The sequence below is a fragment of the Paenibacillus sp. M2 genome (assembly GCF_046713495.1).
Taxonomy (GTDB): domain Bacteria; phylum Bacillota; class Bacilli; order Paenibacillales; family Paenibacillaceae; genus Paenibacillus; species Paenibacillus amylolyticus_B.
Window position 1 is genome coordinate 4,971,598 of sequence record NZ_CP169648.1, and the last position, 14,531, is coordinate 4,986,128.

The window sequence follows — 14,531 nt, forward strand, 5'->3', positions numbered from 1 at the left end:
GGAAAAAATGGCATTGGACGGCATCGTAACACGGGCCATTGTTCATGAACTGCAAGGCTGCATTGGTGGACGTATCAGCAAAATCCATCAGCCGAATGGTCATGACGTAGTTCTCACACTACGTGCTCAGCGCGGTAATAGTAAATTGCTTGTTTCGGCAAGCCCAACCTATCCCCGTGTGCATTTTACGGAAAAGACATTCCTTAACCCTACGGAAGCACCCATGTTCTGCATGCTGCTCCGCAAGCACTGTGAAGGTGCCATCATTGAGGAGATCCGTCAGATTGGCATGGAACGTATTATCCACATCAATGTGCGCCAGCGTGACGAATTGGGGGATGTTTCGGTTAAACGGATCATCATTGAATTGATGGGGCGTCACAGTAATATTATTTTGCTTGATCCTGTTACAGAAACGATTCTGGATGGCATTCATCATGTGACTCCTTCCATCAGTAGCTACCGGGTAATCATGCCTGGATTCGCTTATACTGCCCCACCCGAGCAACATAAAAGTAATCCGCTCGAAGTGAGTCGTACAGCATTCGAGGACAGCTATCATGCCGCTGAGGAAGAGGCATCACGCTGGCTTGTGAACTCCTTTAGCGGTCTTAGCCCGTTAATTGCGGGAGAGATTGCTGCCCGTGGAATTGCAGCTGAAGGTACAGTGAGCACTCAGGCTGTGGTGGAGGGTGAGAGCCGAGTTGAGGCTGGTGCACTGTGGAACGCTTTTGAAGCCGTGATGGGACCTGTCAGAGATCATATCTACACGCCTGTAACCGGAACAAACGCCAAAGGCAAAATGATTTTCTCGGCCGTTCATCTTCAGAGCATCCAGGAGTTGGAGAAAACCTATGACACGATGAGCAAGTGCATGGAGGATTACTACGGAGACAAGGCTGAACGGGACACGGTAAAACAGAGAGTAAGTGATCTGCTCCGTTTTCTGCAGAATGAGCGAAGCAAAAACATCAAAAAGCTGGACAACCTGAACAAGGACCTGCTGGAAGCAGACGATGCGGACAAGTTCAGACTATGGGGCGAGTTGCTGTTTGCCTCCCTGCATCAGGTCCACAAAGGGGACAAGAGCGTGGAGCTTGTGAACTTCTACGATGAAGACCAAGCCAACATTACCATTCAGCTTGATCCACTGCTCACACCGTCTGACAACGCACAACGTTATTTCAAGCGCTATAACAAATACAAGAACAGTCTGGCTGTGATTCATGAGCAGCTTGGCAAAACCAAAGACGAGATTGACTATCTCGATAACCTGTTGCAGCAGCTGTCCATTGCATCCATGAACGATATTGAGGAAATACGGGATGAGCTTGTGCAACAGGGATACCTTCGTGACCGTAACAAGAAGGGTAAAAAGAAGAAGAAAAGCGACCGTCCGACCGTACACCAGTTCACCTCCTCCGAGGGGATTGATATTCTTGTGGGCAAAAACAACCTGCAGAATGAATACGTGACCAACCGTCTCGCTTCTTCCAACGACACCTGGTTGCATACCAAAGACATTCCTGGTTCACATGTCGTTATTCGCAGTACGGACTTTGGTGAAGCTACATTGGAAGAAGCAGCCCAGCTTGCTGCCTATTTCAGCCAAGCCAAGGAGTCAAGCAGTGTACCTGTGGATTACACGTTTATCCGTCATGTACGCAAACCAAGTGGTGCGAAGCCAGGTTTTGTGATCTATGATCATCAGAAGACCTTGTTTGTCACGCCAAATGATGAATTGATCAAAAGTCTGCCGTCCACGATTAAAAATGGATAAGGCTATATAAGTTGAACTAAAGATTAGTTCCACTTATATAGATGTAACAGTAACAAAGACAGAAACAAAATCCCCTGACCATCAATGGTTCTGGGGATTTTTGCGGTTGCATTACTTGTTTGAATGATATGTGAAGCTCAGCTTATTTATCTTCCTTATTGAATATTAACTCATTTATATGTATAATAATTCAATTATGATGAATACAAATTGTAGTTAAAGGAGTGTACCATGACCCTACATATCAGAGAAACTCAACCTGATGATCTGAAACCCCTGATGGCATTAATGTATGACTATGTGGTGGGATTCTACAACAACCCTTGGCCTGGTGATCAATCCATCCAGCTTTTGATCAACAACCTGCTTAATCAGCAGATCGGTGCTCAATTCGTGGCAGAAGAGAACGGGAAGCTTATCGGATTTTCCACCCTGTTCTTTACTTATAGCACGATGAAAGCAGAGCGTGTCGCCATCATGAATGATCTATTTGTTACGGAAACATTCAGAGAAGGCGAAGCAGAAGCCAAATTATTTGCACACTGTCAGCAATATACACGTGACCATGGATGTGCATATATGTCTTGGATCACAGCAGTGACCAATGAGCGAGCACAGCAATTATTCGAACGTCTCGGGGCTACACGTGGCGCTTGGGTAAACTATTCCATTACATAGACTCTTTTTAACACGAAAAAGGACATGGAAACATGGTAAGGCTAACCTTACCATGTTTCCATGTCCTTTACTTCTACAATATATAAAATGTACTCAATAAGCAGAAAAACCCTCAAAGCCAGATAAAGTGTTAACCTGTCTAAATTATACTCCCCTTTGCCGGGAAGCAGCTGCCTTCAGCCTTTCCAACACATCAACCGTCACGGTCTTGCTACCCAGATCTCCGTGGAAAACAACACCTTGCCGTTTGCCATGATAATCAGATCCACCTGTTTCAATGAGGTCGTATTCCTTGGCCAGCTTACCATACCTGCGTTCCTCTTCCGGGCCATGGTCCGAATGAAACACCTCAATGCCATCTGGATGAGAGTCTTCGATAATACGTCGCACCAATTCATCATTGTTATAGAGACCCGGATGGGCAATTACAGCGGCTCCACCTGCGGCTCTGATCCACTCGCACGCATCCTTCGGCGCAACGCGGGGTACAGACACGAAGCCAGGCTTGTCTTCAGCAAGATATCGATCGAATGCATCCCGCATGTCGACAGCATATCCCTTCTTCACCAGTACATCAGCCATATGGGGTCTGCCGATACTCTCGTCAGGCTCTAGTGGTCGTCCCAGCTCATCCAGTACCTCCTGCCAGCTTATATCAAGCCCGAGTTCTTGCAACTTGGCGATAATCAGATGATTCCGCTCATCTCGAGCTTCTCGTAATCCGCGCAACCGTTGCAGGAACTGCTCATCCTCTGTATTCACATAATACCCGAGCACATGAATATCTTTCCCACCAGCCCGAGTGCTGATCTCCACTCCGGCAACAACATCAATATCGTACTCTTTTCCCGCTTGTTGTGCTTCCGCTACACCAGCTACTGTATCATGGTCCGTTAGGGCAACCGCAGATAGCCCTTTTTGTTTGGCAAGCTTCACATTATCAGCAGGTGGCTGCATTCCATCGGAAGCCTGACTATGTGTATGAAGATCACAGCGTCCTTGGCGCTGATCCATGATCAACAGCTCCTTTGTTTAAAATTGATTATGATTCAATCTTATCTACCATTGATGTTGCCAACTATTATGCCTTCCCCGTCTTATGTACCGACTTAGGCTGCTCCTGCTGACGCAGATAATTCAGGAAAGCGACTGCTGACAGGGGCAACAAGGACGATTTTAGATGGATGGCATAGAACTGCCTTTTGAATTCGAGTCCGCGGATATCCACAATATGAACAAGTCCCAGAGCCAGTTCATGCTGCACCGAAGAAGGAGATAACATCGTAATACCTACCCCTGCCTCCACGGCCGATTTTACCGCTCCTGTACTGCCAAGTTCCATCACAACATTCATATCCTGTGGATCAATCTTTTTCTTTTGCAGTTGGTCTTCCATCACCTGACGAGTACCCGAGCCCTTCTCACGCAGCACAAAAGGATAATACATTACATCCTCAATATTCACTTTGCTACGCTTAGCCAAATCATGTCCGGCAGGTACAATCAGTTTCAGCTCGTCCTGCATGACAGGCTCCACAATCATGTCCGGGTGGTGTACTGGTGCTTCAATCAGACCAAAATTAAGCTGGTGCTTCAATATATCATCCATAATTTGCGTTGTATTCATCACTTTCATGACAATTGAAATGTCCGGATATTGAAGTGCAAATGGTCCGAGCATGCGTGGAAGCACATATTCCCCAATCGTTAAGCTGGCTCCCAGCTGGAGTCTGCCCTGTAACATCTGAGTAAACGCCGACATCGCTTCGTCCGTCTGTCTGACCAGCTCTACACTCCGTTTCGCATGAGGTAATAAAGTCCGGCCAGCCTCGGATAATTCTATTTTTTTGGTGGAACGATGCAGTAACTTTGTCCCAAAATAGTCCTCCAATGATTGAATCTGCATCGTTACTGCCGGTTGAGTCATATGTAATGCTTGTGCAGCAGCCGAGAAACTCCCCTTCTCTGCTACCGTATAAAAAATATGCAATTGGTGAAAATTCATATCTTCGCCCCTCTTCGATTACACTCTCTACATTGTAGCCGATTTCCCGCTTGGCAACAAAAAAAGCATGCAGCTTGTCTGCATGCGATAATACTTGAATCTATGATTTCAACATATTGAATCTACTCAGGCTTACTTATGCTTACGGCTATTTTTGACCAACGTCATTCTTCTTGAATGTCTTAACCATGAATAATATGACTTCAGGTCCCTTAATTCAATGGTCTCCGACATACGTCCCAGAAACGTAACTACAATCATTTTGTGCAGCGGGTTGCCCGCAATATCATATTCTCCTTCGAGTTCGGAAAATTCGGCGACCACCACCAGATCCTCATCAATCAGGTAGACGTCCTGTTCATTACGGTAGTATGGTGTTATACGGTCCTGCTTCAGACACTCCCATAACCACGCCGCAATATGGTCATCATCACTACGTGCAGGCTCAATACGGTCTGCATACCGCATCTTGGCATGATGGGTAATGACGATGTCGGCCACTTTCTTGTCTCCAAGAGCCACGAAAAACGGCTCGTAGGTGCTCCAACGTTGCATCACCTTATCACGCATGGGAATCACTCTCCACCAGATAGGACTTTCTATCTATTTATTACCAAATATATTACAACATTAGTCCCGCAACCTCAAGGCGTAAGTTTAACTTTTTTTCACAATAGCCAATTTGTGTATAATTCAAGAAAAGAGCGACCCCAAAGGGTCCCTCCAGTTTCTCGTCTATATTCCGTAAAAGCTCGTTTTGTCCATCGTTTTGCTGGCATACTCGGTTTTGATCTCATTACGATACGAGCGTTCGATCTTGCGCACATAGGAAAGTCGCTTCACATTTTTCATCGTATCATCTGCCCGTTCTGCATTAACATACATGACTACATAATGCATACGGCGGGAGATATAATGCACGGTGCCATATTTTTCGAGATTACGGGCAGCTTTCAAATCACTGACCCAAATAATGAATCCTGTCCTTTCCGCAAACATCATCGTTCCCCGCCCTTCTATAATGATTACTTAACTGCAACCACACTTGCCGCCACTACCGCAGCCGCCCTTCGGATTCGGGTCATTGCTCGGTACCTTAATGGTCGTTGACACTGCAAATGCAATGGTCTCTGACATCTGGAATAACATATCATCCAGGGACTTCTCTGCCTGTTTGAAGCGGATTACCGCCTCAAAATTTTCCAACTCCTGTTCCAAAGCCTTCACCTGGTCTTTTGCTGCATGATAATCCGGGTGAAAATGACCGAAACGCTGTGTTTCTTCAAACAATTCCTTCTTGGCATTCAGCTTCCGAATCCCCATCTGAATCTCAGGGGTAGTCTCGACTTGCTGCTTCCAATATAAATAATCCGATACTTCGGCAGATTGGTTAATCATGTCGCCCAGTTCATATGCGCCCGTTAACACTTGGGCCATATCGACCGTGTTCATTTCCGCTACGCTCATGAAATATTCATCCTATCTATATATAAAGTTCTACTTAATGTAGACTATCTCATCATAGCATATCCATGAATAGTTAAGAAGAGTTTTTCCTGCAATTAGAAATAGGGGGAACTTGAAAATTCGCCTTTCAACCTGATATTCATGTGAAATAGTCAGGTTATGACATCATCTGGCAGGATAAGACGCATTGTATCCCACTCTGACGGGGAGAATGTACGCCATTCTGTCTCTGATGTATTTTCACTTGAATCCAGCATGCACCAACCGCTTAAAGTCCAGTGTTCATGACCCTCTACCTGATGTGGAATGAGGTATTGCGTACGATTTTCCTGTTGTATACCCAGCTTGGTCTGCCACTCAATGGCTTTGGCAGCAATCTGTCGGGCGGTTGAACTATGATATCGACGCCACTCCTTGTACCAGGTCTCCGGTATCTCCTCAAACCCCAACAGAGAGAACTTCTTCTCAATGACAGAATGATCACGCTCCAACCCACGCAGAGAAGCAGGGACATCAACCAGACCTAGATTATTGGGAGTGTAGAAAGAAGAATATACACCACTCAACATATCTTTTTCTAATAACTTCGGATCATCTGCAGAGCCTGTATTTGCCTCCATTACCTTCATACTCCGAATTACTGTCAACGGTGCAGCATCGGTCTCCTTTCTCCAATCTGCTAATGCAATACGCACATTCTCTGGTATGCCTGTCAGCGCATATTGTTCCAGAAACTCTATCACTTCATGTAAATCAGACCCTCTGGCTAAGGCCGAAATGAATCGTTCTCTTGTCATACGGTATATGGACATTCGATCACGCGTCACCCTCTCTGCGCATTGCTCCAGAATCCAGATCACATCAGGCCCTGCTTCGGGCGGCACCAACATTTCGAAATCAGGCTGCATGTAAAATCCACACGGCTCCGCTTCACTTACCATCTCTTGTTCTCGATATAACAGGCTCTGCGGTTCGATCAGCCAGCGGAATGCCAGATCTCCCGACTGATCTTCACCTACTTCACCATACCCCCAGCCAGCTAGTGCGTAGAGCCAGCCCCTGACTCGTGGTTTCAATTCCGAATTCTCTATACGGCACCATATATTTTTTTCTGGAGCAAACACTGCCAATTGATAACGGAATTGCTGCAAAGCGGGTTCAGCTTCTCCGTATCTTTCCATACACGCTTGATATATTTCCCGATGCATCTGTCTCCACGAGAGCTGCAACCATGTTTGTAATCGATGATCTACAATCTGAATTTGGCCATCTGACTTCTGAACGAGATTCAGACTGAGCAGTAGATCGAGAAGGATTGCTACGTGGGTCGGATACAAATCCGAATGTCCATATTTGATGCTCAAACCTTCAAAGTCTGTCGAAGATAATACCGTGATCACACTTAATTTTTGAACACTTTTCTTATGTATAGTGCCCTTCCCTGTCAAAGGAAGTCCTTCTCTTTCGATCCACGCGATCAGATGAAGCAGCTCCGCAGCAATATCCGGCTTTCCTTCCTGTAATACATGAGCATGCTGTGCCATCTGTTTAACCGTTATACCCACTCTTTGTGCGTAAGCAATCGTCAATGTGTCCATCAACGAAGCAGGAATATAAAATAATCGCTCTCCCCAACTCTTATATACAGACTCAATCCATCTTTGCTGCCTAAGGTTGGCAAATGAAGATTTGGCTTCTGCGACACTTAGTCCTTCGATGGCCCACTGTTCTCGCTGCAGGAGGGAGGAAAAAGGCTGACCGGCATGTTTGTGAAAAATTGCACCAAGCACTTTTTGTTCCACCACAGTCAGCTTTGACCATGAATCAAGGTTCAGTACCACCGGCTCATCTATTGGTTCAAATGAAGACATATCCCAATCCCTCCTCTTTTCGCGAGTATAAATGAACTATTCGTTCTCATGAACGATAGCATATTCATATCCCTGCTCCACCAAGAACATCTGACGGTTTAATGCAAACTCCTGTTCCTTACTATCCTCTGATACCAACGCATAGAAATATGCTTTGTTTTCTCCAGCCTTCGGCCTCAGAATTCTCCCCAAACGCTGTGCCTCTTCCTGCCTTGACCCGAAACTCCCGGATATCTCAAGCGCAACAGCAGCATCGGGCAGATCCACAGCAAAATTGGCAACCTTGGATACAACAATCGTTTTAATCTCTCCTCGTCGAAAAGCGGCAAACCATTTGATTCGCTCTTGCTGTGACATGGTTCCCGAGATTAGAGGTGCTTCAATTTCCCGGGCAATCAACTCAAGTTGATCCAGATATTGTCCAATCACTAGCGCAGGCAAATCCCGATGACGTTCCAGCAAACGCTTGACTACACGTACTTTCGCCGGATTCTCGGCAGCCAATCGAAATTGGTGCTTAACCTCGGCTTGCAGATAATTCGATCTTAGTTCCTGGGAAAATGGGATACGTATCTCCTGGCATTGTACATCAGCAATCCACCCTTGCTGCTCCAGTTGTTTCCACGGCATATCATAAAGCTTCGGACCAATCAGCGAGAAAACATCCTGTTCACAGCCATCCTCTCGAACCAATGTAGCCGTTAATCCCAGTCTTCGCGTAGCTTGAATATCCGCAGTTGCACGAAACACTGGTGCTGGCAGCAAATGTACTTCATCATATATGATCAGCCCCCATTGCCGCTCACTGAGCAGTTTGATATGAGTAAAATCAGCATCCTTTGATTTCCGGTGTGTCAGAATCTGATATGTAGCTACTGTCACAGGTTTCACCTGTTTTTTCTGACCTGAATACTCACCAATCTGTTCACTGGTAATCGTGGTTTTGTCTTGAATTTCCTGAATCCACTGTCGCACAGACGTTGTATTGGACGTCAAAATAAGGCATTCACATTGGAGCCGCTCCAGCACGGCCATGCCAATGACCGTTTTGCCTGCTCCGCAAGGAAGTACGAGCAAACCGCTTCCTCCCATGCCCTCACTGCCTTCGAATGCATCCACAGCCTCTCTCTGGTAAGAACGCAGCGCAAATCGCTCAGAGTGGTCCCCTGGATCATTAGACCGCCAATCAAATGAAAGTTTGGTTCCCTCCCGATACCCCACGTAATCAAGCACAGGGTAACCCAATCGTGTTAATTCCCTTTTTAATAACCCTCGCTGTTCTCCTGGGAGCAGAAGTTCATGAGCGTCCTTGCGTTCCATCCGAAAGGCAGCTATCGTTTTCAATCCACTTAATTCATCCAGCAACCGCTCATCCTCACTATAAAGACGCATTCTGGTGTGATCTGCTTCGGAATGCAGCTTTAATTTGCCATACTGATCCATGATTCTCCGAACATCCTGTATCAGTGCAGCAGGCACCTTCCAGCGGGATACCAGCTCCAGACTTGCGATGACTTGATCTGCATTCCATCCCAGCGCAGCCGCATTCCAGAGCGATAACGGAGTGATTCGGTAAGTATGAAACGCTGCTGGTGTCTTAACCAGTTCTGAATACATCCCAAGCTGCTCTCTTGCTCTTTCGAATCCGGGGTGGCCAACTTCCAGCAAAACTGTAAAGTCTCGCTGAACGATACAAGCATCTGTCCTTACCATATGTTCTGTTCCTTCCATTTGGAACCTTCCTCCTATCACAAAAAAGTCCAGTTCCGGCAGCTTCCGAAAATGAACCTGTATAATTGCGAGTTCAAAAAGTCTGGTTTTCAGTACCGAGAAGATGGACTTTTTGAACACATCTATAAAAATCCACAAAAAAACATCCTGCCCATACCTCGGTATGAACAGGATGCCCAACTAGCTATAAAGTCATTCGGCTGTGTAACCCTTGGCCATGGCGATAAATAATCTCACGGCCGTCTGCATCGCGTCTTCATCAAAATCAAACATCGGATGATGATGCGGATAGATCGCATTTTTATCCGGGTTGCCTGCTCCAACAAACATAAAGCACCCTGGCACCTTCTGCAGATAATACGCAAAATCTTCCGCTGGCATCAGCATGGGGGATGCTTGCACTCGTTCTGCCCCAAATAATTCTGTAGCTTCTCTGAAGAAACGTGCTGTCTCCTGTTCATCGTTCACCACAGGCGGATATCCCATAATATATTTCACTTGCGTCTCTGCCCCATAAGCTGCCCCTGTCTGGGCTACCATGGTAAGCACGCGCTCTTTCATCCCGTTTCGGGTCTCTTCATCAAACGTTCTTACCGTACCGCTCATTTTGCATTGCTCTGCAATTACATTCTGAGCCGAGCCCGCCTGCATTGTACCAATGGTCAGCACCGCCGGTTGCAATGGATCAACCGAACGACTGACAACGGTCTGAAGCTGCATCACAAGCGCAGAACCCGCGATGAGACTATCTATCGTGGATTGTGGCATCCCGCCATGTCCACCTTTGCCTTTGATCTCAATGTAAAAATCGTCCGCCGCAGCCATCATCGGTCCTGCTTTGCTGGCAACAACACCTACAGACAGCGGGGTCCACAGATGAATGCCATATATGACATCCACGCCTTCAAGCGCACCATCCGCAATGACCTGGACTGCACCGCCCGGAAGCAGCTCTTCTGCTGGCTGGAACAAAAAGCGAATCTCGCCTTGGATCTCCTGCTTGTGACGGCTGAAATACAATGCCGTACCGAGCAAGATTGAGATATGACCATCGTGGCCACATGCATGCATCGCTCCTGCTTGTTGTGATGCATACTCGATATTCTTCTCATCCTGAATTGGAAGTGCGTCCATATCAGCTCGCAGCATGACGACAGGACCCGGCTTGTCCCCACGGATTGTACCAATGACCCCGTGACCACCAACATGACGCCTCACTTCCACGCCAAAACTCTCCAACATATCCGCTACAAAAGAAGATGTCTTCTCCTCATGAAAGGAAACCTCTGGATTGCGATGAAGGTGACGCCGCCATTCCACCATGTGGATCTGCAGATCTTCCCACCATATATTATTAGTCATTTCTCTCCACCCTTTCAATCTTGAACGGGACTTATATCAAGCCCGAACCTTCCTCTTCAAACCTATTGCTGTATATTGTAGCAGAATTGGAAGAAAACCGATACGAAACGCCTTCGGAAGGCTTGCACGGGAAGGGGAAACATACTATCATGAACTAGAGAAATACTCGAGAAATTATACTCGGAAGCTTATGAGGAGGATCAAACGCTTATGATTTTTGAGAATACAGGCTTGGATGGCTTGAAGAGCGACTTGGCATACCTGGATGAGAGCGCCGAGAAAGTCGGATTTGTCCGGTGGCAATGGGAATATTACCGTGCTACATATGACTACAAAATTGAAGATGAACAAACCAACTCAGAATACTTTGTACGCATTAATACCCGCGCTGTGGAAGGCAAATTGGAAAAACCGGATACCGTTCTTGCTGTGGAAGCAGTATACCTCGGCAAAGCCACTTTCCCTCACGGCCTGGATTATGACTCTTCCGTTCCGCAACCAGTCGTGAAGCTGGCAGCCCAAAAATTACAGCAGCTCAAAGAACTGCTGGAAGCATAGGCTGGGCCAAACGATGAAACAACAAACGGCCCAAACGAAAACGAAGAGAGGCACGCCGGATTTTCAACTGCTAATCCTCACTTTATTGTTGGTGGGCTTTGGACTGGTGATGGTATTCAGCTCCAGTTCCAGCATTGCAATCGCAAGCGATAAATTTAACAATGATGCCCTTTACTTCACGAAAAAACAACTTATGTGGGCGATTATCGGTCTATTTGGCATGTTTTTTGCCATGAATATCCGCTTCAACAAGTACAAAAAGCTCTATGCACCCTTTTTCCTGCTCACTACGGTCATGCTGGTGATTGTTTTGATCTCAGGTGCAGTATTGAACGGTGCACGAAGCTGGATTCACATTTTCGGTTTTAGTCTTCAGCCTGCAGAGTTCGCGAAAATTGCTATCATTCTCTATCTCTCTGCTCTTATTACCAAAAAAGGTGAGAAATTCAGGGTTTTCAAGACAGGGTATTTTCCCGTCTTGTTCATCGTTGGATTCATCGCAGGACTGATTATGCTGCAACCAGACTTCGGTACCACCTTTATCCTGGTGTCCACCTGTGGTCTCTTGATCTATGCCGGTGGAGCCAGTATGAAACATATCCTGGGTTCCATTCTCCTGGTTGTACTCGGTGGGGCACTGGCGTTCGGAGCGAATTCTCTGTTTTCTTCCATGTCTCCTTCCGACACAACAACCGCTACAACAGCAGTCACTGCGGAGCAGAACTACAAGATCGGACGTATTCAAGCTTTCCTGAATCCATTATCCGATATTAATGGCGGAAGTCTTAACCTCTACCGTTCTCTTGTTGCCATTGGTGATGGCGGCATGACAGGTTCCGGGATTGGACAAGGTACGATGAAGCTGCACTATTTGCCAAATGCGTATAATGACTTTATTTTCTCCGTAATTGGGGAAGAACTTGGATTCATCGGAAGTGCATTATTCCTGCTTGTTTACCTGTACTTTATCTGGCGAGGAATTATTGTCTCTCTCCGCTGTCCCGATCCATTCGGAACATTGGTCGGCATAGGTATCATGGGACTAATCGCGATTCAGGCATTTATCAACATTGGTGGTGTAACTCAGACCATTCCGGTGACGGGGGTCACGCTTCCGTTTATCAGTTATGGGGGTACCTCACTCTTTGTGATGATGGTTGCCATGGGCATTCTGCTCAGTATCTCACGCACCAACAATCTGGACGTGATCAAGGAAGAGAAAACGAAGTCCGTAACTGTACAGACACAGACTCGTACCTCTCCTGCTCTTCGTTCACGGGAGTCCATCCGTCGGATTCGATAAAGAACAACACCAAAAAGGCTGTGCACCTAATGGATGCGCAGCCTTTTTCTGTGTACTCGGTACTATTCTGTCTATCAAGATGAAGAACAGGTCAATATGGCTCTGTCCTCCATTGCGGATTGCGATTTCTACAGATCGTCGCCTTTGAAAGATACGCCTTCTACCTTTACATTGACTTCAACCACGCGTAATCCGGTCATGGTCTCTACCGCTTCTCTTACATTCTGCTGAAGCATACGGGAAACTTCATGAATCGGGGTTTCGTACAGGACGATGATGCGCAGGTCAATGGCTGCTTCCAGCTGGCCGACCTCAACGCTCACGCCTTTCTGTACGTTTTTACCGCTGAGTCGCTTCGCCCAGCCCTCTGACAATCCTCCAGACATTGCGGCAATTCCGGGTGTTTCCATTGCAGCCATTCCGGCAATTTTTGCAACCACGTCATCGGCAATCCGGATGTTTCCGCTCTCCAGTTGAAGTTGTTCTGCCATGCCACATCCTCCTTCACTTCGTTACTCGTATTTTAAATCCTTTCCACCCCAAAAAGCAAATTAAACTCAAAAAGATGCGTTTACAACCTACCACCATTTGGTTATATTGAAATATGAAAATAATCTCATAAGCGATTTACAATGCAATTCAAAACAAAATAATTTATAACCGAGGTGTTTGTTGTGAGAAACCGGATTTCATCCATTTTGCTGATTGCGTTCTTTGCACTCAGTGCCATCGCCCACTACTTGAAATGGGATTCGATTCTACAGTTCGTGATATCAGCCATTTCGGTTATTTTTGTGGCCGGTTTTTTAGGCAAAGCCACCGAAAATGTGGCCCACTACGCCGGACAGCGGTTGGGTGGATTCTTGAATGCGACCTTCGGCAATGCCGCCGAATTGATCATCGCCATTTTCCTCGTCAAAGAGGGACTGTTCGACATGGTCAAAGCAAGTCTGACAGGTTCCATCATCGGAAATCTGCTGTTAGTGCTCGGGTTAAGTATTTTTGCCGGAGGACTCAAGTTCAAAATCCAGAATTATAATGTTTCACTCGCAGGTCTGAATGGTTCCCTGATGATTGTTGCCATCATTGCCCTGTTTATTCCGGCAGTCTTTCTCAATACACATTCCATTACACAGAAAGACACCAATACACTTAGTCTCATCGTGGCCGGGTTGCTCATCCTCGCGTATATTGCGTGGTTGCTATTCTCCATGGTGACACATAAGAACTACCTTGCAGACGTCACTGAGGATCGCGATGAAGAGCTACCTCATGAGCATGCTCCGGCGTGGTCCAAGAAAAAATCTATTCTCTACCTGGTGCTCGCAACAGTCATGGTTGCTTTCGTCAGTGAATGGCTGGTGGGCACGCTTGAAGTCTTCACTTCGGAATTTGGACTTAGCGAACTGTTTGTCGGTGCATTCCTTGTGGCCATCATCGGTAATGCGGCCGAACACAGTGCAGCCATCATGCTTGCCATGAAAAATAAAATAGGAGCCGCCGTTGAAATTGCGGTTGGCAGCAGCTTGCAGATCGCACTCTTCGTTGCTCCTGTACTGATTTTTGTCAGCTACTTCACAGGCAGAACCATGGACATCGTATTTACAACGATTGAGTTGGTCGCCATCGGCGTATCCGTATTTATTGCAAAGTCCATTACCCAAGATGGTTCAACGAATTGGTACGAAGGTTTACTCCTGCTCGTGGTATATATCATACTCGGTGTTTCCTTCTTCCTGGTGTAACCATGCCCTCACGTAGCCATCATTAAAAATA

Annotated in this window: 14 protein-coding genes; 5 read left to right on the forward strand and 9 right to left on the reverse strand. The window is 46.5% G+C overall.

The window, feature by feature from the left end; genetic code table 11:
- Nucleotides 1–7: 7 nt before the first annotated feature.
- Both ACETMN_RS22985 and ACETMN_RS22990 read left to right on the forward strand, forming a co-directional pair.
- On the forward strand, nt 8–1,780 hold the full coding sequence (locus ACETMN_RS22985; protein ID WP_091014296.1) for an NFACT family protein: 1,773 nt from the start codon (nt 8–10) through the stop codon (nt 1,778–1,780).
- Between the two features lie 231 nt (nt 1,781–2,011).
- Nucleotides 2,012–2,458: a GNAT family N-acetyltransferase gene (locus ACETMN_RS22990; RefSeq protein ID WP_091014294.1), complete on the forward strand. Its 447-nt coding sequence runs from the start codon at nt 2,012–2,014 to the stop codon at nt 2,456–2,458.
- A 144-nt stretch (nt 2,459–2,602) separates the two neighbouring features.
- Here ACETMN_RS22990 and ACETMN_RS22995 read toward each other — a convergent pair whose 3' ends face one another.
- The 8 genes from ACETMN_RS22995 to ACETMN_RS23030 form a co-directional block, all read right to left on the reverse strand.
- On the reverse strand, nt 2,603–3,472 hold the full coding sequence (locus tag ACETMN_RS22995) for a PHP domain-containing protein (RefSeq protein WP_091014291.1): 870 nt from the start codon (nt 3,470–3,472) through the stop codon (nt 2,603–2,605).
- Between the two features lie 67 nt (nt 3,473–3,539).
- Nucleotides 3,540–4,463 carry a selenium metabolism-associated LysR family transcriptional regulator gene (locus ACETMN_RS23000; RefSeq protein ID WP_091014289.1) on the reverse strand — a complete coding sequence of 308 codons (924 nt, stop codon included), beginning with the start codon at nt 4,461–4,463 and terminating at the stop codon, nt 3,540–3,542.
- Between the two features lie 132 nt (nt 4,464–4,595).
- Complete coding sequence (locus ACETMN_RS23005; protein WP_017687436.1) at nt 4,596–5,033, reverse strand: hypothetical protein; 438 nt, start codon at nt 5,031–5,033, stop codon at nt 4,596–4,598.
- Between the two features lie 165 nt (nt 5,034–5,198).
- Entirely contained in the window at nt 5,199–5,462 is a 264-nt protein-coding gene (locus ACETMN_RS23010) for a YlbG family protein (protein WP_026080981.1), read from the reverse strand.
- Between the two features lie 30 nt (nt 5,463–5,492).
- Nucleotides 5,493–5,930 (reverse strand): YlbF family regulator, encoded by a 438-nt coding sequence (locus ACETMN_RS23015; protein WP_036614642.1) that lies wholly within the window; start codon nt 5,928–5,930, stop codon nt 5,493–5,495.
- Between the two features lie 152 nt (nt 5,931–6,082).
- Nucleotides 6,083–7,801 (reverse strand): helicase-associated domain-containing protein, encoded by a 1,719-nt coding sequence (locus ACETMN_RS23020; protein ID WP_091014286.1) that lies wholly within the window; start codon nt 7,799–7,801, stop codon nt 6,083–6,085.
- Nucleotides 7,802–7,837: 36 nt separating this feature from the next.
- Nucleotides 7,838–9,514 (reverse strand): DNA repair helicase XPB, encoded by a 1,677-nt coding sequence (locus tag ACETMN_RS23025; RefSeq protein ID WP_411736434.1) that lies wholly within the window; start codon nt 9,512–9,514, stop codon nt 7,838–7,840.
- Between the two features lie 210 nt (nt 9,515–9,724).
- Nucleotides 9,725–10,894 carry a M20 family metallopeptidase gene (locus ACETMN_RS23030; RefSeq protein ID WP_091014280.1) on the reverse strand — a complete coding sequence of 390 codons (1,170 nt, stop codon included), beginning with the start codon at nt 10,892–10,894 and terminating at the stop codon, nt 9,725–9,727.
- A gap of 210 nt (nt 10,895–11,104) precedes the next feature.
- On the opposite strand from ACETMN_RS23030, the gene ACETMN_RS23035 reads away from it, so the two are divergent.
- Nucleotides 11,105–11,452 (forward strand): YugN family protein, encoded by a 348-nt coding sequence (locus ACETMN_RS23035; protein WP_017687430.1) that lies wholly within the window; start codon nt 11,105–11,107, stop codon nt 11,450–11,452.
- Nucleotides 11,453–11,465: 13 nt separating this feature from the next.
- Entirely contained in the window at nt 11,466–12,755 is a 1,290-nt protein-coding gene (gene ftsW / locus ACETMN_RS23040) for a putative lipid II flippase FtsW (RefSeq protein WP_091014278.1), read from the forward strand.
- Nucleotides 12,756–12,883: 128 nt separating this feature from the next.
- Here the strand turns inward: ftsW and ACETMN_RS23045 are convergent, their stop codons facing one another.
- Entirely contained in the window at nt 12,884–13,246 is a 363-nt protein-coding gene (locus ACETMN_RS23045) for an Asp23/Gls24 family envelope stress response protein (RefSeq protein ID WP_017687428.1), read from the reverse strand.
- Nucleotides 13,247–13,429: 183 nt separating this feature from the next.
- Here ACETMN_RS23045 and cax point away from each other — a divergent pair, with 183 nt between their 5' ends.
- Nucleotides 13,430–14,500, forward strand: a complete 1,071-nt coding sequence (cax, locus tag ACETMN_RS23050; RefSeq protein WP_036674882.1) for a calcium/proton exchanger — start codon at nt 13,430–13,432, stop codon at nt 14,498–14,500.
- The last annotated feature ends 31 nt before the right edge of the window (nt 14,501–14,531 follow it).

Bases quoted from the DNA above. Each gene is read 5' to 3' on its own strand.
- ACETMN_RS23030 (WP_091014280.1), bottom strand. From the start codon at position 10,894: ATGACTAATAATATATGGTGGGAAGATCTGCAGATCCACATGGTGGAA.
- ACETMN_RS23025 (WP_411736434.1), bottom strand. From the start codon at position 9,514: ATGGTAAGGACAGATGCTTGTATCGTTCAGCGAGACTTTACAGTTTTG.
- ACETMN_RS23005 (WP_017687436.1), bottom strand. From the start codon at position 5,033: ATGCGTGATAAGGTGATGCAACGTTGGAGCACCTACGAGCCGTTTTTC.
- ACETMN_RS23045 (WP_017687428.1), bottom strand. From the start codon at position 13,246: ATGGCAGAACAACTTCAACTGGAGAGCGGAAACATCCGGATTGCCGAT.
- ACETMN_RS23020 (WP_091014286.1), bottom strand. From the start codon at position 7,801: ATGTCTTCATTTGAACCAATAGATGAGCCGGTGGTACTGAACCTTGAT.
- ACETMN_RS23010 (WP_026080981.1), bottom strand. From the start codon at position 5,462: ATGTTTGCGGAAAGGACAGGATTCATTATTTGGGTCAGTGATTTGAAA.
- ftsW (WP_091014278.1), top strand. From the start codon at position 11,466: ATGAAACAACAAACGGCCCAAACGAAAACGAAGAGAGGCACGCCGGAT.
- ACETMN_RS23015 (WP_036614642.1), bottom strand. From the start codon at position 5,930: ATGAGCGTAGCGGAAATGAACACGGTCGATATGGCCCAAGTGTTAACG.
- ACETMN_RS23035 (WP_017687430.1), top strand. From the start codon at position 11,105: ATGATTTTTGAGAATACAGGCTTGGATGGCTTGAAGAGCGACTTGGCA.
- ACETMN_RS22985 (WP_091014296.1), top strand. From the start codon at position 8: ATGGCATTGGACGGCATCGTAACACGGGCCATTGTTCATGAACTGCAA.
- ACETMN_RS22990 (WP_091014294.1), top strand. From the start codon at position 2,012: ATGACCCTACATATCAGAGAAACTCAACCTGATGATCTGAAACCCCTG.
- ACETMN_RS22995 (WP_091014291.1), bottom strand. From the start codon at position 3,472: ATGGATCAGCGCCAAGGACGCTGTGATCTTCATACACATAGTCAGGCT.
- ACETMN_RS23000 (WP_091014289.1), bottom strand. From the start codon at position 4,463: ATGAATTTTCACCAATTGCATATTTTTTATACGGTAGCAGAGAAGGGG.